The organism is Streptomyces sp. DSM 40750, from assembly GCF_024612035.1.
GTDB lineage: Bacteria > Actinomycetota > Actinomycetes > Streptomycetales > Streptomycetaceae > Streptomyces.
Genome location: NZ_CP102513.1, coordinates 8,855,126 through 8,872,654 on the forward strand (window position 1 = coordinate 8,855,126; position 17,529 = coordinate 8,872,654).

At 71.6% G+C, this 17,529-nt stretch carries 17 protein-coding genes and 3 pseudogenes; 10 read left to right on the forward strand and 10 right to left on the reverse strand.

Features of this window, described 5'->3' with window-relative positions; translation table 11 throughout:
• Nucleotides 1–81: 81 nt before the first annotated feature.
• Nucleotides 82–945, reverse strand: coding sequence for a PaaX family transcriptional regulator (locus JIX55_RS39165; RefSeq protein ID WP_257567966.1), 864 nt, complete (start codon nt 943–945; stop codon nt 82–84).
• A 450-nt stretch (nt 946–1,395) separates the two neighbouring features.
• Between JIX55_RS39165 and JIX55_RS39170 the strand changes: the two genes are divergently transcribed.
• The 4 genes from JIX55_RS39170 (at nt 1,396) to JIX55_RS39185 (ending at nt 5,191) form a co-directional block, all read left to right on the forward strand.
• Nucleotides 1,396–2,061, forward strand: a complete 666-nt coding sequence (locus tag JIX55_RS39170) for an SDR family NAD(P)-dependent oxidoreductase (RefSeq protein ID WP_257567967.1) — start codon at nt 1,396–1,398, stop codon at nt 2,059–2,061.
• A gap of 302 nt (nt 2,062–2,363) precedes the next feature.
• Entirely contained in the window at nt 2,364–3,179 is an 816-nt protein-coding gene (locus JIX55_RS39175; protein ID WP_257567968.1) for a VOC family protein, read from the forward strand.
• A gap of 202 nt (nt 3,180–3,381) precedes the next feature.
• The gene (locus JIX55_RS39180) at nt 3,382–4,284 is read left to right on the forward strand and encodes an alpha/beta hydrolase (RefSeq protein ID WP_257567969.1); all 903 of its coding nucleotides are present in this window, start codon (nt 3,382–3,384) and stop codon (nt 4,282–4,284) included.
• A gap of 211 nt (nt 4,285–4,495) precedes the next feature.
• Nucleotides 4,496–5,191, forward strand: coding sequence for an alpha/beta fold hydrolase (locus JIX55_RS39185; protein ID WP_257567970.1), 696 nt, complete (start codon nt 4,496–4,498; stop codon nt 5,189–5,191).
• Between the two features lie 57 nt (nt 5,192–5,248).
• Here JIX55_RS39185 and JIX55_RS39190 read toward each other — a convergent pair whose 3' ends face one another.
• A complete protein-coding gene (locus tag JIX55_RS39190) occupies nt 5,249–6,808 on the reverse strand; it encodes a serine/threonine-protein kinase (RefSeq protein ID WP_257567971.1) in 1,560 nt (519 codons plus the stop codon).
• A gap of 306 nt (nt 6,809–7,114) precedes the next feature.
• On the opposite strand from JIX55_RS39190, the gene JIX55_RS39195 reads away from it, so the two are divergent.
• The gene (locus JIX55_RS39195) at nt 7,115–7,942 is read left to right on the forward strand and encodes a hypothetical protein (RefSeq protein WP_257567972.1); all 828 of its coding nucleotides are present in this window, start codon (nt 7,115–7,117) and stop codon (nt 7,940–7,942) included.
• An 80-nt stretch (nt 7,943–8,022) separates the two neighbouring features.
• On the opposite strand, the gene JIX55_RS39200 is transcribed toward JIX55_RS39195, so the two are convergent.
• From JIX55_RS39200 to JIX55_RS39210, 3 genes and pseudogenes are all read right to left on the reverse strand, one after another.
• On the reverse strand, nt 8,023–8,370 hold the full coding sequence (locus tag JIX55_RS39200; RefSeq protein WP_257567973.1) for a DoxX family protein: 348 nt from the start codon (nt 8,368–8,370) through the stop codon (nt 8,023–8,025).
• A pseudogene (locus JIX55_RS39205) lies at nt 8,367–9,818 on the reverse strand (acetoacetate--CoA ligase); the annotation flags it as partial. The pseudogene JIX55_RS39205 and the gene JIX55_RS39200, both read right to left, overlap by 4 nt.
• Nucleotides 9,818–10,129, reverse strand: a pseudogene (locus tag JIX55_RS39210) (VOC family protein); the annotation flags it as partial. The pseudogenes JIX55_RS39210 and JIX55_RS39205, both read right to left, overlap by 1 nt.
• A 159-nt stretch (nt 10,130–10,288) precedes the next feature.
• Between JIX55_RS39210 and JIX55_RS39215 the strand changes: the two are divergent.
• From JIX55_RS39215 to JIX55_RS39225, 3 genes are all read left to right on the forward strand, one after another.
• On the forward strand, nt 10,289–10,945 hold the full coding sequence (locus JIX55_RS39215) for a TetR/AcrR family transcriptional regulator (RefSeq protein ID WP_257567974.1): 657 nt from the start codon (nt 10,289–10,291) through the stop codon (nt 10,943–10,945).
• 374 nt (nt 10,946–11,319) lie between these two features.
• Complete coding sequence (locus JIX55_RS39220) at nt 11,320–11,946, forward strand: TetR/AcrR family transcriptional regulator (protein ID WP_257567975.1); 627 nt, start codon at nt 11,320–11,322, stop codon at nt 11,944–11,946.
• A gap of 29 nt (nt 11,947–11,975) precedes the next feature.
• Nucleotides 11,976–12,977 carry a DMT family transporter gene (locus tag JIX55_RS39225; RefSeq protein WP_257569623.1) on the forward strand — a complete coding sequence of 334 codons (1,002 nt, stop codon included), beginning with the start codon at nt 11,976–11,978 and terminating at the stop codon, nt 12,975–12,977.
• Nucleotides 12,978–13,019: 42 nt separating this feature from the next.
• Here JIX55_RS39225 and JIX55_RS39230 read toward each other — a convergent pair.
• A pseudogene (locus tag JIX55_RS39230) lies at nt 13,020–13,133 on the reverse strand (IMP dehydrogenase); the annotation flags it as partial.
• Between the two features lie 340 nt (nt 13,134–13,473).
• Between JIX55_RS39230 and JIX55_RS39240 the strand changes: the two are divergent.
• Together JIX55_RS39240 and JIX55_RS39245 are read left to right on the forward strand one after the other, a co-directional pair.
• Complete coding sequence (locus JIX55_RS39240; RefSeq protein ID WP_257567976.1) at nt 13,474–13,950, forward strand: SRPBCC family protein; 477 nt, start codon at nt 13,474–13,476, stop codon at nt 13,948–13,950.
• An 88-nt stretch (nt 13,951–14,038) separates the two neighbouring features.
• A complete protein-coding gene (locus JIX55_RS39245; RefSeq protein WP_257567977.1) occupies nt 14,039–14,860 on the forward strand; it encodes an SDR family oxidoreductase in 822 nt (273 codons plus the stop codon).
• Between the two features lie 35 nt (nt 14,861–14,895).
• On the opposite strand, the gene JIX55_RS39250 is transcribed toward JIX55_RS39245, so the two are convergent.
• From JIX55_RS39250 to JIX55_RS39265, 4 genes are all read right to left on the reverse strand, one after another.
• The gene (locus JIX55_RS39250) at nt 14,896–15,123 is read right to left on the reverse strand and encodes a DUF6480 family protein (protein ID WP_257567978.1); all 228 of its coding nucleotides are present in this window, start codon (nt 15,121–15,123) and stop codon (nt 14,896–14,898) included.
• Between the two features lie 139 nt (nt 15,124–15,262).
• A complete protein-coding gene (locus JIX55_RS39255; protein ID WP_257567979.1) occupies nt 15,263–15,685 on the reverse strand; it encodes a CBS domain-containing protein in 423 nt (140 codons plus the stop codon).
• A gap of 172 nt (nt 15,686–15,857) precedes the next feature.
• A complete protein-coding gene (locus tag JIX55_RS39260; RefSeq protein ID WP_306820076.1) occupies nt 15,858–16,400 on the reverse strand; it encodes a phosphatase PAP2 family protein in 543 nt (180 codons plus the stop codon).
• A gap of 31 nt (nt 16,401–16,431) precedes the next feature.
• Nucleotides 16,432–17,514, reverse strand: a complete 1,083-nt coding sequence (locus JIX55_RS39265) for a YihY/virulence factor BrkB family protein (RefSeq protein ID WP_257567980.1) — start codon at nt 17,512–17,514, stop codon at nt 16,432–16,434.
• Nucleotides 17,515–17,529: the final 15 nt, after the last annotated feature.

Below are 17,529 nucleotides of genomic sequence, written 5' to 3' on the forward strand. Positions count from 1 at the left end.
GCGGGACGGAGGGGCGGCTCCTGAACCGAGGGGCGAGTACGCGACCTGCCAGGACGGGCCCGGCCCCCAGCCCGCCCGGGCCTAGCGCAGCGCGACCGTGTCCAGCAGTTCGCGGGCCATCCGCCGAGCCGGCCTCGTCGTCTGTTCGGCGACACGGCGGAAGGTCTCCTCGGCGGGGCGGGCCGGCCAGACGGGGGGAAGGTGGCGGGTGGGAAGCCGGGGGTCGGTGCGGATGGTCCAGAGCCATTCGCTGACGAGCCGCAGCAGGGTGCCGATGGGGTCGTCACCGGAACCGGCGCCCAGGTGGGCGGTCCAGCGCTTGTCGAACGTGACGTAGCGGGCGGCGATGCGCTCCAGATCCCAGGTGTCGCGGATCATCAGCTCGATGTCGGTCGCGACATCGGCCTGGGCGTGGAAGATCTTGACATGGTCGGTGAGCCCGAGTTCCGCGACGACACCGGCGATGTCGATGTCCCCGGGGGCGATCCACAGCCCGCTGTACAGGGCGCCGAATCCGGACCAGGCGAGCCGGGAGCGCAGATCGTGGCGCTGGCGCTTCCAGGAGTCGGGGAGGGAGAAACCGAGAAGGGTCCAGCTGCCGTCCCAGTCGTCGTTGACGGCGCCCTGCTTCCAGATGCGGGTGCGGCCGTCCCACAGGACGCGGGTCGCCTGCGGGGTGAGACCGAAGTACATTTTGCGGCCCTCGCGTTGGCGCCGCAGCAGGCCGCGGTTGACCATGCGGGTCAGCGTGGAGCGTACGGCCTGTTCGCCGACTCCGACGCGGCCGAGAACGTCGATGATGCTGCCCGAATACACACACAGATCACGGTCGACCTCCTCCAGCACGTGGTTGCCGAAGAAGGCGAGCATGAGCGACTGGGGGCGCGGCTGTGGGCCGTCCGAGGTGTCGCTGTCCGGGGTGTCCAGGATGTCGTAGTTCTCCACGGGGCAAGAGTACGGCCGCCCGCCGACGCTCCGGCGGGCGGCCGTACCAGGTCACCTGCCGTCGGCGGGGTGAGCGAGGCCGCACGGCGGGCAGGTGAGGGGGCGGTAGCCCCTCAGCGGGCCGGGGCCGCGGAATCAGCTGCCACGGCACGGCAGTTGAGGAACTCCGTGCCGCCGCCGTACGACCTGCCGCACCCGCGCCCGCCCCCTCGGTCCTCTACTTCGTGCGCGTGGCCGTCGCCGACCTGGCCGCGTATGAGACCTTCCTCAGGACCCAGGTCAGACCGTCCCGCGCGTCAAGAACGTCACTTCGCACTGCACGATGAAGACCGTCAAGCCCGCCCGGCAGGGCGCGCAGTCACGAGCCGCAGTCACGAGCCGCAGTCACAAGCCGCAGTCACAAGCCGCAGTCACGCGGCTGACCGTCGACGCAAGGAAAGCAAGGAAGCCATGAACACCATCGCCGTCATCGGAGCGGGGCCGGGTCTCGGCGCCGCCGTCGCCCGTCGCTTCGGCCGTGAGGGGTTCGCCGTGGCGCTCGTCGCCCGCGACCTGGAGCGGACCGGGGCACTCGCCGCCGACCTGTCCGAAGAGGGCGTCACGGCCCGTGGCTTCGCCGCCGACGTACGTGACCCGGAGGCCCTGGCCGCCGCACTCGACGCGGCGCACACGACTCTGGGGCCGATCGAGGTCCTGCAGTACAGCCCGTTGCCGCACCGGGACTTCATGCTGCCGGTGCTGGAGACCAGCCACACCGACCTCGTCGGCCCGATCGAGTTCTCGGTCTACGGCTCGGTCGCCGCCGTACGGCAGGTGCTGCCCGACATGCGTGCCCTCGGCCGCGGCACGATTCTCTTCGTCAACGGGGGGACGGCTGTGGTCCCGCACCCCGACCGGGCCGGCACGTCCATCGCCTTCGCCGCGGAGAGCGCGTACGGCCATCTGCTGCACGACACGCTCGCGGGTGAGGGCATCCATGTCGCCCAGCTGGTCGTCCCCGGCGCGATCGTCCCCGGACACCGCCGGAAGGACCCGGCCGTCCTCGCCGACACGCTGTGGAAGATCCACCGCGACCGCCACGGCTTCCGGCATTTCGCCGACGACCTCGAGGCCTGACGGCTGGTCGGCTACGACGGTGGTGGCAGGGGAGGTGACGACGGATCGGTCGACGTGGAGCGAGGGCGCGGTCGAGCGCTGCTTCCGCGACACCCCGTTGATGATCGTCGGGGAGGGCGCCGAACGAGATCCGGCGTGACGTCATCGCCGGCCGTCTCGTCAGGCGCGGCGGACTCGACGCCTGAGCGGTGTCACCCGTGACCACGGGGGTGGCCCGTCGACGCGCGATCGTCGACGCGCGATCGCCGAGGTCGGGTGTCAGGCTGAGATCACAGGACCTCCGAATGCGAAGGGGCATCCCCGTGATCACTACTGACCTCACTCCCGGCTCCCCCTGCTGGCTCGACCTCGGTGCCCCCGACGTTCCGGCCGCCGCCGCTTTCTACGGCGCGGTGCTCGGCTGGGAGTACGAGCCCATGAGTGGCGGTGGGGGCGAGGGGGAGGAGATGGAAGGCGAAGGCGGAATGTTCCGGAAGGACGGCAAGATCGTCAGCGGGCTCGGCCGGCTCACCGAGGAGGGCGCGCGCTCGGCCTGGATGATCTACTTCAGGGTCACCGACGCGGACGCCACGACCCAGGCCGTGGAGAGCGCGGGCGGGACGGTGCGGGTGGCACCGAGGGACCTGGGCGACTGGGGCCGCATGGCGCAGTACAGCGATCCGCTGGGCGGCCAGTTCGCCGTCTGGCAGCCGGGCAAGGACCAGGGCTTCGAGCTGGCGGACGAGCCGGGGTCACTGTCCTGGACCGAGCTGTACACGACGGACGTCGCGGCCGCCAAGGAGTTCTACGGCGGAGTCTTCGGCTGGCAGTTCGGCGACATGCCGGTGCCGGGCGGCGAAGGCACGTACACCCTCATCACGCCCGCCGGACTTCCCGAGGAGCGGATGCAGGGCGGCCTCATGGAACTCCGCGCGGAGGACCTCGCCCTGGCGAACGGTCGGCCCTACTGGCACCCGGTCTTCGCCGTCACCGACTGCGACGCCGCGGTCGAGGCCGTCACCGGGAACGGCGGCAGCGTGCAGATGGGACCCGAGGACGCGGAGGGCGTCGGCCGCCTGGCCGTCTGCCTCGACCCGTCGAACGCGGACTTCGTGGTCCTCACCCCCGCCCAGAGCTGACCCTCCCGGGACCTCGGCCTTCTCCGGCCCCTCTCCGAAACACCCCCCAGAACCCTCTCGGAACCCTCCAGGAACCCTCTCGGACGTCACCGGAACCCGACGCCGTTCGGCAGTGGCGCGCTCACCGTTGCGCAAAGCAGGATTACCGTCCATTATCAGGAATCCTGTTAATCCAATGTTGTAGCGATGGGTGGGGCCGATCATGCCGTTCAGTGCCAGAATCCAGGCCAGAGGGGTTCAGCTGCTGCTCAGCGGCGTCATGAGCCGCGTCCACAAGGACCTCCGCTTCACCGACATCCCGAAGCGGACGGAATCCCTGCGGGTGGAGACCGGCGCCGGACCGGTGTCCTGCACCGTCTACCGCCCGCCGGTCACCACCGACACCCCCGGCACCCCCGCTCCCGTGTACGTCAACTTCCATGGCGGCGGCTTCATCGTGGCCCGCCCCGAGCAGGACGACCACATCTGCCGCCACATAGCCGCCACGGCCGGCTGCGTCGTGATCAACGTGGACTACGCCGTCGCCCCGCAGCGCCCCTTCCCCGCCGCCGTCACCCAGGCGTACGACGTCACGAAGTGGGTCGTCGAGAACGGCGCCGCCCACGACTGGGACGGCTCACGGGTCGCCGTCGGCGGGCACAGCGCGGGGGCCACCCTGACCGCGGTGGTGTGCCGTATGGCCCGCGACCGCGGCGGCTTCTCACCGCGACTCCAGATCATCGACTCCGCGGTGCTCGACCAGGTCGCCGACCCGTCCACCAAGCTCTCCCGCATCGCCAAGCCGCTGCTGAGCCCCCAGATCATGCGGATCTTCACCGCCGCCTACGTCCCGGACCCGGCCGACCTCGCCGACCCCCTGGTCTCGCCCGGGCTGGCCGACGACCTCGCCGGGCTGGCGCCCGCCCTCGTGATCACCGCGGAGAACGACCGCCTGCGCGACGAGGGCGACGCCTACGCCAAGGCCCTGGAGGCCGCGGGCGTCCCGGTCACCCACCGCGTCTTCGAGGGTGTCGACCACTACTTCACCCACACCGGCCCGGTACCGGCCGGCAAGGAAGCCATAGAACTGATGGCCACCACCCTGCGTACCGCTCTCACCGACTGACACGGACCGGCCGTGAGCCCGGTGCGGCCGTGAGCCCGGTGCGGGCCCGGGGGCCCGAGGGACCCGGCGGATTCGAGGGTTCTGTACACCGTCGCCAACGCGATAATCCCCACGGGAGCTGTGGTAACTGCGGTACATACGAAGGCGCGTCACCCGGGACCGGGGGGGCGCGCCGTACGTTTCGTACCAGCCACCGGACGAAAGGCGTGATGTGCAGCTCAACACCCGTGAATGGGGCGCAGGTGACCGGACGGCCCTGCTCGTCCACGGCATCATGTCCGACTCCCGTACCTGGCGACGCGTCGCCCCGGCGCTCGCGGAGCGCGGTTACCGGGTGATCGCCGTGGACCTGCGGGGGCACGGGCTCTCGCCGCGCGGCGAGTACAGTCCGCGGCTCTTCGCCGACGACCTCGTCGACACCCTGCCCCAGCAGGCCGACCTGGCCATCGGTCACTCCCTGGGCGGGCTCAGCCTCTCCCTGGCCGTGGAGCGGCTGCGGCCCCGGCGCGCGGTCTACTCGGACCCGGCCTGGTCGTCGGCCGACCCCGACCGGCACATCGCCCCCGAGGTCTTCGCCTCCTTCAAGCGCACCACCCGCGCGCAGATGATCGCGTTCAACCCGCGCTGGGACGCCGAGGACGTCGACATCGAGGTGGCCACGCTGGCCGCCTGGGACGCCGGTTCCGCACACTTCCTCGGCGGCCGCCCGCTCACGGGGTTCGTCCCCGGCCGGCCGGCCGTGCCCTCCCTCGTCCAGCTCGCCGACCCCAGCTTCCTGGTCGGGGCCGAGGACGCGGAGCGGCTGCGGGCGAGCGGCTTCGAGGTCCGTACGGTCTCCGGGGCGGGACACACCATCCACCGCGACGACTTCGACGGGTTCATGAAGTCCCTCGACGGCTGGATCTGACGCCTCGTCAATCCGGACTTCGCCAGGTCACCTGCCGACGCACACCTGAACCACCAGTCAGCTTTGGTGCCGGACGACCACCTTCACGGTCAGCGTGCCCCTGTTGTCCTCGGAACAGGCCCCTGCGGCGTCGTTCATGCCGAGCTGCAGAGTGCCGTCGCCGGCCGCCTTGAAGGTCAACTTCCGTCCGACGGAGTGGACGGGGAACTTCTTGTCGCCCGCGAGGACCGCCAGCAGGGTGCCGAACGGTGCCGCGGGCTTGACCTTGCAGTCCTTGGCGCCGTCCAACAGCGTGTCGGTGGCCGCGTCGTAGCCGGCCGGCCCGGTCATGGGCATGTTCCGGTGGTCGGCCGTCCATTCTCCCGAGACGAAGCGCACGGTGACCCGGTCTCCCCGCTGGACGGACAGCCCGGTCACCGGCTGCCAGCCGGTCGCCGACTGGACGACCTGACTGACGGTCGTCGTGGTCGGCTCCTCCTTGAACGGCAGCACCCCGGTGAGGAACAGGCCCCCTCCCGTACCCGCCGCCAGTACCGCGGTACCGGCCAACGCCCACCACAGCCCCTTCGGCCCCGCCGAGCGGGACGGCTGGTGAGGTGCGGGGGACGTGCTGTGCCCCGCCGTCGGTACGGTCTCCCCGGCCGGCACGAGCCGCTCGTGACCGCTGGTCACGGTGGCCGCGTCGGCCGTTGCGGGCGTGGGCCGCGTCGCGCGCACGGTCGCCGAGGGCAGCGGCCCGGCGTCCGGCTCACCCGCCGCGACGCGCCGCAGCGCGGAACGCGCACCGGCCGCCGACGGACGCTCGTCCGGGGACTTGCGCAGCAGCGCCTCGACGACCGGCCGCAGCGGGCCGAGCCGCTCCGACAGGACGGGCTCCTCGTACGCCACCGCGTGCAGCGTCGCGGGCGCTCCCGGCCTGCGGAAGGGGGGCTGGCCGCCGCAGATCGTGGCGAGGGTGGCGCCCAGTGACCACAGGTCGGAGGCCGGGCCGGTCTCCGAGCCCGTCACCCGCTCGGGCGCCATGTACTCGAGGGAGCCGACCAGCTGGCCGGTACTGGTCAGGAACTCGCCGTCGTCCAGGGCCGCGATGCCGAAGTCGGTGAGGACGGCGTTGCCGTCACGGCGCAGCAGGACGTTGGCGGGCTTGACGTCGCGGTGCAGGGTGCCGGCCGCGTGCACGGCCTCCAGCGCGTCGAGCATCTGCAGCCCGAGGGCGGCCGTGTGCTGCGGGGTGAGCGGTCCGGTCTCGGCGACACGGTGGGCCAGCGAGGGCCCCTCGACGAGTTCCATGACGATCCACAGCCGGTCCTCCGACTCGACCAGGTCATGCACGCCGACCACGTGCGCGTGCGGCACCCGGGCGACCGCGCGTGCCTCACGGATCGCCCGGCGCATCCGTATGCGGTGCTCCTCGTCGCCGTGGGTGAGGACATGCAGTTCCTTGGCGGCGACCGGGCGGTCCAGCAGTTGGTCGTGGGCGCGCCAGACCGTGCCCATGCCGCCTCGGCCGAGAACGTCGTGGAGCAGATACCGACCGGCGATCAGCCGCTGCGAGCCGCGCTGCGAACGTGTCGCCGTCTGGTCATCGCCGTCTTCGGACATCACGTGCTCTCTCACGTTTCCTTCCCGGGGGACTGGGTGCCCGCCGGTCGCCACTCGTTCGGTCGTCGTTCGTTCGAACGGGGCTGAGCATAGCGGAGCGCCTGGTGGCTACATGTCGTCCAACTTCGGTGTGGCAAAGGGGCTTTGGCCTGGAGCCGTAGGGCCGGGAAGCCGTGCCGAGGCACCCGTCGGTCGTCCTTGGGGAGTCACCGCCGCAGCCGGTCGGTGGCGTGGGCGGCGGTGGAGTCCCGGACCGCGACCAGCCCCGTCCGGCCGCGGCCCGACGTGCGCGGTGGCCCGTCCCGGTGGAACCTGATGATCATGCGGCGTAAGGATGCGCGGGGCGGCGAAGGCCACGACGTGGAGCGGGCTCTGGACGAGCTCTTCACCACGCCGCCGCCTGTCTTCGTCTCCCGTCGCCGGGAGCTGGCGGACCGGGCCAAGGCGGCCGGACGGGTGGAGGACGCCCGACGGATCCGTGCCGCTCACCGCCCCTCGCTCGCGGCCTGGGCAACGAACCTGCTGCTGCGCTCCCGGCCGGAGGAGAGCCGCCGCTTCCTGGAGCTGGGGCACGCGCTGCGCGAGGCCTATCAGAGCCTGGACGCCGACGGGATCAAGGAGCTGTCCGAGCAGCGCCGGAGTGTCGTCTCCGCGATGTCCCGGCAGGCCGGCGAGCTCGCTCGTGAAGCCGGGCACCCGCTGTCGGACACGGTGCGACGCGATGTCGAGTCCACCCTGCGCGCCGTGCTCGCCGACCAGGACGCGGCCGACCTGTGGGCCACCGGCCGTCTGGAGAGCGCCCTCGTCCCGCCGACGGACTTCCCCTCCCACGCCGCGGCCGGCCCACCCCGGAAGCCGGCCCGGACGGCGGCCGCGCCGTCCTCCTCACGGACCCGGGCCAAGGACGAGATCGCCGAGAAGCGCCGTCAGAAGCAGGAGGAGCAGCTTGGTCGGGCCCGCGAGACGGCCAGGGCCGCCGAGCAGCGGCTGCGGCAGGCCCGCGAGGAACTCCGGCGAGCCGAGCAGGAGCAGAAGGAGGCCGAGGAACGGCGCCGATCGGCCGCCGACGCCGTGGCCCGGGCGGAACAGGCGGCGCGGGAGGCCGCGCGGGAAGTGGAACGTCTGTCCGGCCCGGCGCTACCTGTGTGAGCTGCGGAAACAGCCGAAGCCCACCCCACCCCACCCCATCCGGTCCGGCGGGCGGCCTTCTCGGCGCCGTCGCCCAGGGGTCAGGCGGCTGCCGACAGTCCGGCGTACGCCACCGCCGCCAGGGCGAGGACGGCCGCGGTCAGGGCCCGTACCGGAGGGTCGCCGTGGCGCAGGTGAACCACGGCGGCCCCGGTCATCAGCACGGCCAATTCTGTCGCGGCGGCCGCGGCGAGGGGGAACGAGGCCAGGCCCAGCAGCAGCCCGGCGGCCCCGGCGACCTCCAGCGCGCCGACGACGCGGTACAGGCCCGTGGACATGTCGAGGTGGGCTGCCGCCTGGCGCATGGCCGGTACGGCGGCGAGCTCGGCCACACCCAGGGGGAGGAAGACCAGCGCCAGTACTACGGCGGTGATCTGTGCCGCTCTCATGCCTCGCTGCTCCTCCGGCCGCGGCGTTCGGCGCCGAGGCGGGCGTAGTAGTCGATGAGGTCGGGGGCGTCCACGGCGGCGGCGTTGACGACCTGCTCGGCGGGGGCGCCTTGCAGGAGGCGTTTGACGGGGACTTCGAGCTTCTTGCCGGTGCGGGTGTGCGGGATGGCCGGCACGGCCAGGATCTCGTCGGGGACGTGGCGCGGTGAGGCGCCGGTGCGGATGGCCTCGCGGATGCGGTCGCGCAGCGGGTCGTCGAGTTCGACTCCGTCCGACGGGACCACGAACAGGGGCATCCAGTAGCCGCCGTCCGGTTCCTCCGCGCCGATCACCAGGGCCTCCCTGATCTCCGGCATGCGTTCCACGACGTCGTGGATGTCGGCGCTGCCGAGGCGTACGCCGTTGCGGTTGAGCGTGGAGTCGGAGCGGCCGTGGACGATCACCGAGCCGTACCCGGTGACGGTGATCCAGTCGCCGTGCCGCCAGACACCGGGGAAGGCGGCGAAGTAGGCGTCGCGGTAGCGAGTGCCGTCGGGGTCGTTCCAGAAGCGCAACGGCATGGACGGCAGGGGCCGGGTGACGACGAGTTCGCCGACCTGATCCACCACGGGGGAGCCCTCGGCGTCGTACGCGGCCAGCGCCACGCCCCGGTGGGGAGCCGACAGCTCGCCCGCCCAGACGGGAGTCGTGGGTGCGCTGCCGGCGAAGCCGGAGACGATGTCGGTGCCGCCGCTGATGGAGGCGAGCAGGACGCGGTCGCCGACGTGGTCGCGGACCCAGGGGTAGGCGGAGGCCGGCAGCGCGGACCCGGTGCAGCCGACCACGCGGACGGACGACAGGTCGTGGACGGACGGGTCGATGCCGAACTTGGCCATGCCCAGCAGGTACTGCGGGCTGGTGCCGAACACCGTGACGCGATGGCGCGCGGCCAGCTCCCACAGGACGTCCGGGCGGGTCATCGGGGCCGGGCTGCCGTCGTATGTGCAGGTGGTGGCGCCGGTCAGGAGGGTGGAGGCGACCAGGTTCCACATCATCCAGTGGGTGGTCGTGTACCAGAGGAGGCGGTCGCCGGGGCCGAGGTCGGAGTGCAGGCCGAGGGTCTTGAGGTGCTCCAGCAGGACGCCGCCGTGGCCGTGCACGATGCCCTTGGGCAGGCCGGTCGTGCCGGAGGAGAAGACGACCCACAGGGGGTGGTCGAACGGCACGGCGGTACAGGCGAGTTCTTCCCTGCGGGTGGAGGCGTCCTCCCACGGGACGACCAGTGACGGGTGGTTGCGCGCGGGCCACGGCAGGCCCACGTGGTCCACGAGCAGGGTGGCCTTCAACGTGGGCAACGCCAGGGCCAGTTCGAGCGCGGCCTCACGGCGGTCGTGGGCGGTCCCGTTGAAGAGATAGCCGTCGGCGGTGATCAGCACGGTCGGCTCCAGCTGGGCGAACCGGTCGGCGGCGCCGGGCCGATGAAACGGGACGTACGGCCGTGCCGGATGACCATGCAGGGCGAGCCCGCGAAGGTGCCCCGCAGCCACAGCTCCCGCTCGGTGCGGGCGGCGATGCCGAACCCGAAGTCGCGGGCGAAGACCTCGGCGCGGTCCAGGTCGGGCTTCTCGAACTCCAGCCAGGCCAGGTCGGCGACCTTGACCACGGGGTTCCGGGACCGGCCGGGATGCTCACCGCGCAGGGCGCCCCGCTCACTGTGGAGGTCCTGGTGGGCCGTCCTGACGTCTGTGACGCCGACTGGGTCGACGTGGGTTCCGGACATGGTGTCCTCCAAGCAGCATTGCCATGATGAGGAAATCATCAGCTTTGATTTATTGATCGTCAATAGCGGTTCGGAACCGCTGTGATGAATTCATCAATACTGTACTGATCAATTCATCAGAAATGTGATGGGTGGGGGCTCGTTGGTAGACTCCCGCGTATGTCGACGTCAGCCCCGCCTCGCAACCGCTTCGAACGACGCCGTGCCGAGACCCGCCAGGCACTCGTTCGCGCGGCCCGGCGGATCCTCGCCGAGACCGGCGACACCAGCGCCAGCATCCAGGCGATCGCGGAGCGCGCGGACGTCGGCTTCGGCTCCTTCTACAACCACTTCGAATCGAAGGCGGAGCTGTTCGACGCGGCGGTGCTCGACGCCCTCGAAGAGCTCGGCCAGACCTTCGACGATCACCTGGAAGGCATCGACGACCCCGCGGAACTCGTCGCGGCGGGCTTCCGGCTCAGCGCACGCCTGGCCGACTCGCAGCCCGAGCTGATGCAGATCCTGCGTCACCGCGGACTCGGTCACATCCACTCCGGCCTGGGGCTGGCCCCACGCGCCCTGCGAGATCTGGAGGTCGGCGCCGCCTCCGGCCGGTTCACCATCGCCGATCCGACGGCCGCCCTGACCGCCCTCGGCGGCTCCTTGCTGGCGCTGCTGGAACTGCGGTTCGCCCGGCCGGACCTCGACGGCGACGAGGCCGCCTCGAACCTCGCCGAGCTGCTGCTGCGCATGCTGGGCCTGTCGTCGGACGACGCCCGTGACGTGGCCCGGCGCCCGCTGCCCGACCTCGGCCGACGAGACGCGAGCGCCGGCTGATTTCCGTACCGGACGCGCTGAGCGGGCACGCGGACGACGAACTGCGGAAGGGGCCGGGAGGAACCGGCCTGGCCGGGCTGGAGGAACGGCGGCGCGAGCAGCCGCGAGGTCACGGTCCCCCGGCGCGTGCTCGGTCTCGGGCGCGCAGGGGCTCTCCCCGGTGCCCGGCCAGGCCGGCGACCACGATGCCGGATCCGCCGGGTGCGACCACGCGGGCGAACGCGTCGTGGCCGGTCGCCGTCCCCGGAAGGCCGACCTGCGGGACCCGCTCCGCACTCGCCCAGGTGGGTGCACCGGCGCTGTGTACGTGAAGGGCTGACCTGCGGTCAGCTCACTAGGTAGACTGACCTACCTATTAATGGGAAGGTGATGCGATGACCGACACCCCCACTCCGGCAGCGCGCCCCAGCAAGAGGCAGGGAAGCGCACGCGCCCGGCTGCTCGCCGCCGCCGCGCGACGCTTCTACGCGGACGGTGTGTCGGCGACGGGCATCGACACGATCACCGCCGAGGCGGGCGTGGCGAAGATGAGCCTGTACAACAACTTCTCCTCCAAGGCCGACCTGGTGATGGCCTACCTCGATGCGCGACACGAGGAGTGGCTGGGCCTGTACCGGCGACGGCTGGAAGAAATCCAGCAGGTCCAGGGCGTCCAGCACGGTCGCGGCGGCGTACTGGCCGTCTTCGACGCGTACGCCGATCACGCCGCCTCCGCCTACGAGCACGGCTTTCGCGGCTGCGGACTGCTGAACGCGGCCGCCGAACTGCCCGCCGGGCACGAGGGGCGGGACATGGTGCGCCGGCACAAGGAGGAAGTCGAGTCCCTGCTCGCCGGGCACCTCGAGGAACTGCTGCCCGACCGGCCGGAGGAGGCCCGCGCGGTGGCGGAGCATCTGTCGTTCCTGCTGGAAGGAGCGATGGCACGGGCGGGCCTGGAGGGGGCGGGGACGCGTCTGGAGCATGCGCGCACCATGGCGGCGAATCTGCTGGACCGACTGTGACACGGGCCGCCGGCCACGCGGCCGGCGCCATGGGCACGGGATCGGTGGGCATGGGCTCGCTGTGCGTGCTCCTGGCGTCGGTGCTGTGGGGCACCACGGGCACCGCCGCGACCTTCGCCCCAGCCGTGGGACCCCTGGCGATCGGGGCCGCCGCCATGGGCCTGGGCGGACTCCTTCAAGCCCTCATAGCCACCCGCCGGATCGCCCGGGAAGTATCCGGGCTGCGCGCGCAGCGCGGTGTGGTCGTGCTCGGCGCGCTGTCGGTGGGGGCCTACCCCCTGGCGTTCTACAGCTCCATGCACCTGGCCGGGGTCGCCGCCGGAACCGTGGTGTCGATCGGCTCGGCCCCGCTCGCCTCGGCCGTGATCGAGCGTGTGGTGGACAAGCGCCGCCTCACACGCCGCTGGACGACCGGCGCCGCCCTGGGCCTGTCCGGAACGGTGCTGCTGTGCATGGCCGAAGCGGCCCAGGCGCACGACGCCCCCGGGTCCCGCTCCGCACAGACGATCGTGCTCGGCGTGGCGCTGGGCCTGGTGGCCGGCTTCACCTACGCCCTGTACTCCTGGGCGGCCCACCGCCTGATCAGCCACGGCGTCACCTCCGGCGCGGCCATGGGCACCGTCTTCGGGCTGGGCGGTCTGCTGCTCCTGCCCGTGCTGCTGGCCACCGGCGCCCCGCTCCTCGACTCCTGGTCCAACGCGGCCGTCGGCGCCTACATGGCCCTCGTACCCATGTTCCTCGGCTACCTCCTGTTCGGCTGGGGCCTGGCGCACGTCCCGGCGAGCACCGCTACCACGCTCTCGCTCCTGGAGCCCGCCGTCGCGGCCGTGCTCGCCGTCCTCGTCGTCGGTGAACGCCTGCCCCCGCTCGGCTGGTTCGGCATCGCCCTGGTCGTCGGCTGCCTCGCCGTTCTCACCGCGCCGACCCGCACCACGGCCCCGACGCGGCCAGGGTCCGGGCTCCCTGACGTCACCTCCCATCGGCGCCACGGCCCGACACGGAGCCGTACTGGCCGCGCAGGCGGAACTTGAGGATCTTTTGCCGGTGGCGGCGTGTTGCGGGGGAAGCGTCGAGAACAGTTCCTGGCCGTCGATGGCCACGTCGTGTGGGACGCCCACGCCGACGCCGCCGACTGGCCGGGCGGAGCGCGGTGCCCGCCGCATGGCCTCCGGCGTGCCGACGCACTCCGACCGCCTCCGTTCGAGGCGGGTGCAGTAGTCGGTGCTGATCGCGGCCGACAAGGCGACTTCCTCGCGCCGCAGGCCGGGGACCCGCCGTGGCTCACCGCCGTCGGGCAGAACCCACGTCGGCGTGACTGAGATCGTCGCGGCGTACTTTTCCGGGCCCGCCCGCAAGGGTCCGGGCCCGCCCGCAAGGGTCCGGGCCCACCCGCAAGGGTCCGGGCCCGCCCGTAAGGGGTGGAGAGCCGGAGCCCTGGCCGGTACATCCCTGACGGCACGGGGTTGTCTTTTAGACCTCTGTGTCCGGGTACCCGACGTCACGCGGAACGACAGCGAGGAGGAAACCATGAGCACGGTGAAGGAAGCGGTGGACGTCGAGGTACCCGTGCACACCGCCTACAACCAGTGGACGCAGTTCGAGGAGTTCCCGAAGTTCATGGAGGGCGTCGAGGAGGTGCGGCAGCTCGACGACCGGCACAACCACTGGACCACCAAGATCGGCGGGGTGCGGCGCGAGTTCGACACCGAGATCGTCGACCAGATGCCGGACGACCGGATCACCTGGCGGGTCATCGAGGGCGAACCCCGGCAGCGGGGATCGGTCAGGTTCGAGCGGCTGGACGACACGCACACCAGGGTGGAGCTCACGATGGACGTCGAGCCCTCCGGGATGGCCGAGAAGGGCGCGGACAAGCTCGGCTTGATCGACCGCCGGGTCAAGGGCGATCTGCACCGCTTCAAGGACTACATCGAAGGACGTGGAGGAGAGACGGGCGCCTGGCGTGGACGTGTGCGGCCCGAGGATCCCGGTTCGGCCTTCTGACGGGCAGAGACACGAAGAGGGTGGGCGGCCCCGTCGCCGAGGGGTGACCGGGGCTGAGCCGTCGATCGTCCATGAACGTGGAGCCGCCATGGAACCGCACGATGCCGCCCCAGGCCCTGACACCGCCCCCGTGGCCCTGATCACCGGATCCGACTCCGGGATCGGCCGCGCGACCGCGGTCCGGCTGGCCGAGTCCGGTATGGACATCGGCGTCACCTGGCATCGCGATCAGGAAGGCGCACGGCGGACGGCGGACGAGGTACGCCGGACCGGGCGCCGCGCCGAGATAGAGCAGTTGGACCTCACCCGGCTTCCGGAGGCCGCGGACGTCATCGACCTGCTGGCCGAGCGGCTCGGCAGGATCGACGTGCTGGTCAACAACGCGGGGACCGGCACCATGACGCCCTTCCTCGACCTGGATCTCAGCACCGTCCGCGAGGTCGTGGATGTGGATCTGGTGGGGCCCTTCCTGTGTGCTCAGCGCGCCGCCCGTCACATGATCGCCCAGGGCGACGGCGGCCGGATCGTCAACGTGACCAGTGTCCATGAGCATCAGCCGCGGGTGGGCGCGGCGCCGTACTGCGCGGCGAAGGGCGGCCTCGGGCTGCTCACCCAGGTCATGGCGCTGGAACTGGCCGAGCACGGGATCACCGTCAACTCCGTCGCTCCCGGAGAGATCGCCACCCCGATGACCGGCCAGGAGGACACCGACGTCACCACCGAACGGCGGCCCGGTGTACCACTGGGCCGTCCGGGCGATGCCCGTGAGGTCGCGGCCGTGATCGCCTTCCTCGCCGGGGAGGACGCCTCGTATGTCACGGGCGCCTCGTGGGTGGTGGACGGAGGGATGCTGCGGATGGGCCCGCAGGCCGGCAGCCATCTCCCCGATGACGGCTGGCGGCGCCCTTGAGTGTGCGCGTGTACGCGGGGGGCGCCACACGCGCGTCACACGATCAGGACCACCGCCATGCCGAGGAGCCCGATCGCTATCAACGCCACCACGACCATGATCAGGGTGAGGGGCATCGGCCCCCATCCCTTGCGCAGTTCGGGCGGCTCCGGATGCGAGATGCCGTAAGTGCCCCCTTCGGCGGGTGGCGTCTCGCCGGGTGACACACCGCCGCCCGGTTCGACTCCCGGGGTTCGCCGCGGGTCGGGATCAGGAGTCGTCATGGCGCACGCTCCCTTCGGGGCTCAGCTGTCGGGACTTCGGGGCTCAGATGTCAGGACTGACGGCCCAGGAGCGGCCCGATCCATTCGGGCCGCGCTCCTGGGGACGAGGACGCGTTACTTGCCCGGGGACGAGGACGCGTTACTTGTTGGGCTTCGCGGCGCTGATGTCGCCGAGAGCCGACTCGGGGTCGCGCTCGATGGCCAGGTCGCCGATGGAGACGATGCCCACCGGGTGCTGCCCTTCGTCGACGACCGGCACACGGCGGACCGAATGCTCACGCATCAGCTCCACCGCACGGCGCACATCGTCGTCGGGCCCCACCGTGACGAGATCGTCGCTGCACGCTTCCGCCACGGTCGTACGGTTCGGGTCGCCGCCCTCGGCCACCGCTCGCACCACCAGATCGCGGTCACTGACCAGCCCCCGCAGCCGCTCGCCCTCGGTGACCAGAACGGCACCGATGTCCTCGTCCCGCATCATCCGGGCCACGACCGCCACCGACGTCTGCGGCTCGACGGTCACCGGGGCACTCGTCATGACGTCGCTCACATGCTGAGTCATGGGAACCATCCCTCCGCGCAGTGGACGGTGCTCTCACCGCCGCTCAGTCTCCCGAGTACCCATAAGCGACAAAAACCCACGGGGTCGCAGGGGCTCGTGGACGACGGCCGGAATCGGTCGGTGGAGCACAGCGATGTTCGGTGGAGCACAGCGATGTGCGGTGGGGTCGCCGTCAGAGCGCTCCTCGCCGAAGGAGTCGCGGCGCGGCCCGTACCAGGGCCACCCCGGCGAGCCCGATCGCGCCCCCGACGGCCACGTCGGCCGGGTAGTGCGCCCCGCTGTGCAACCGCTGCGCCCCCACCAGCACCCCGGCGGCCCCGCATACGGCACCGACGGCCGGCCATGCCGGCGCGACCGCCCCGGAGAAGGCGACGGCCGCGGCGGTGTGCCCGGAGGGGAAGGAGGAACTGTCCGGGCGGTCCGGGAGGTCTTCCGGCGGCACCCACTCCCTCGGCGGGCGACGCCGCTGGTACAACCGCTTGACGACCCCGTTGGACAGCACCTCGGCCGCGGCCATCGCGGCCACTCCGGCGGCGGCGGCCCTCCGGCCACGCCGGCCGCCGGCAACGGCCATCGTCCCGGCCGCCGCCCACCACAGCTTGGTGTGCTCGGCCGCCTCCTCCACCGCCCTCCCGATCCGCCGCAACCAGGGCGGACCCCACGCGATCAGCCGTCTGGCCAGACGACGGTCCCTCTCGCGCAGAGCACTCGCCACGCGCACGTGCTCCACCCCCTTCCCCATCCCCTCAAGGTCCGAGGCGGCGACGGTCCTCGTCGTCCCACTTCCGGGTGTCACGCGGTTCGACGTACGGCTCCTCGTCCGGCGGATGGCCACCCGCGATGGCGCGCTGGCGCGCCAGCTCCGCGTCGAACTCCAGGCCCAGCAGGATCGCCAGGTTCGTGATCCACAGCCACACCAGGAAAATGATCACGCCGGCGAGTGTGCCGTAGGTCTTGTTGTACGAGCCGAAGTTCGCCACGTAGAACGCGAAACCGGCCGAAGCGATCATCCAGATCAGCAGGGCGAGGAGACTGCCCGGTGTGATCCAGCGGAAGCCGCGGACCTTCGCGTTCGGTGTGGCCCAGTACAGAACCGCGATCATGATGGTGACCAGGAGCACCAGCACGGGCCACTTCGCGATCGACCACACGGTGAGTGCCGTGTCCCCGACGCCGAGCGCGGTGCCCACCTCCCGTGCGAGGCCACCGGTGAACACCACGATCAGCGCGCTGATCACGGCCATGACCATCAGCACGACCGTCACGCCGACCCGGACCGGCAGCACTTTCCACACCGGGCGGCCCTCGGGGACGTCGTACACCGCGTTCGCGCTCCTGATGAACGCGGCGACGTAGCCGGAGGCCGACCACACCGCGAGCGCCAGACCCACGATCGCCATGATCGAACCGAGCCCGGCGTTGCCCTGCATCTGCTGGACCGCGTTGGTGAGGACGTCTCGCGCCGCGCCGGGGGCGAGGGTCTGGATGTTGTCCAGCACCTGCTGCGTCGCCGACCGGCCAATGACCCCCAGCAGCGACACGAGCGCCAACAGAGCCGGGAACAGCGCCAGGATCGAGTAGTAGGTCAAAGCGGCGGCCCGGTCGGTCAGCTCGTCCCTCTTGAACTCCTTCAGGGTGCCTTTCAGCACCGACACCCAGGAGCGCCTCGGCAGCTCCGTAGGACTGCCCGGCGCCCGCCGCCCCACCTGCTCGTCCGGCCCGTCAGCGGCCGGAGCCTGCCCGTTCTCGCTCCCGTTCTCGCTCCCGTTCTCGCGATCGGCCGCGATGTCCTTGCCGTGCCGCTTGTGCGGCTTCAATGTCCGTACCATTCCGCGCGAGTATCC

What these genes read in the sequence shown, in the direction of transcription:
- JIX55_RS39180 (WP_257567969.1), top strand. Translation starts at nt 3,382, where the DNA reads ATGCCGTTCAGTGCCAGAATCCAGGCCAGAGGGGTTCAGCTGCTGCTC.
- JIX55_RS39225 (WP_257569623.1), top strand. Translation starts at nt 11,976, where the DNA reads ATGGGCACGGGATCGGTGGGCATGGGCTCGCTGTGCGTGCTCCTGGCG.
- JIX55_RS39170 (WP_257567967.1), top strand. Translation starts at nt 1,396, where the DNA reads ATGAACACCATCGCCGTCATCGGAGCGGGGCCGGGTCTCGGCGCCGCC.
- JIX55_RS39245 (WP_257567977.1), top strand. Translation starts at nt 14,039, where the DNA reads ATGGAACCGCACGATGCCGCCCCAGGCCCTGACACCGCCCCCGTGGCC.
- JIX55_RS39200 (WP_257567973.1), bottom strand. Translation starts at nt 8,370, where the DNA reads ATGAGAGCGGCACAGATCACCGCCGTAGTACTGGCGCTGGTCTTCCTC.
- JIX55_RS39265 (WP_257567980.1), bottom strand. Translation starts at nt 17,514, where the DNA reads ATGGTACGGACATTGAAGCCGCACAAGCGGCACGGCAAGGACATCGCG.
- JIX55_RS39215 (WP_257567974.1), top strand. Translation starts at nt 10,289, where the DNA reads ATGTCGACGTCAGCCCCGCCTCGCAACCGCTTCGAACGACGCCGTGCC.
- JIX55_RS39250 (WP_257567978.1), bottom strand. Translation starts at nt 15,123, where the DNA reads ATGACGACTCCTGATCCCGACCCGCGGCGAACCCCGGGAGTCGAACCG.
- JIX55_RS39255 (WP_257567979.1), bottom strand. Translation starts at nt 15,685, where the DNA reads ATGACTCAGCATGTGAGCGACGTCATGACGAGTGCCCCGGTGACCGTC.
- JIX55_RS39195 (WP_257567972.1), top strand. Translation starts at nt 7,115, where the DNA reads ATGCGGCGTAAGGATGCGCGGGGCGGCGAAGGCCACGACGTGGAGCGG.
- JIX55_RS39220 (WP_257567975.1), top strand. Translation starts at nt 11,320, where the DNA reads ATGACCGACACCCCCACTCCGGCAGCGCGCCCCAGCAAGAGGCAGGGA.
- JIX55_RS39240 (WP_257567976.1), top strand. Translation starts at nt 13,474, where the DNA reads ATGAGCACGGTGAAGGAAGCGGTGGACGTCGAGGTACCCGTGCACACC.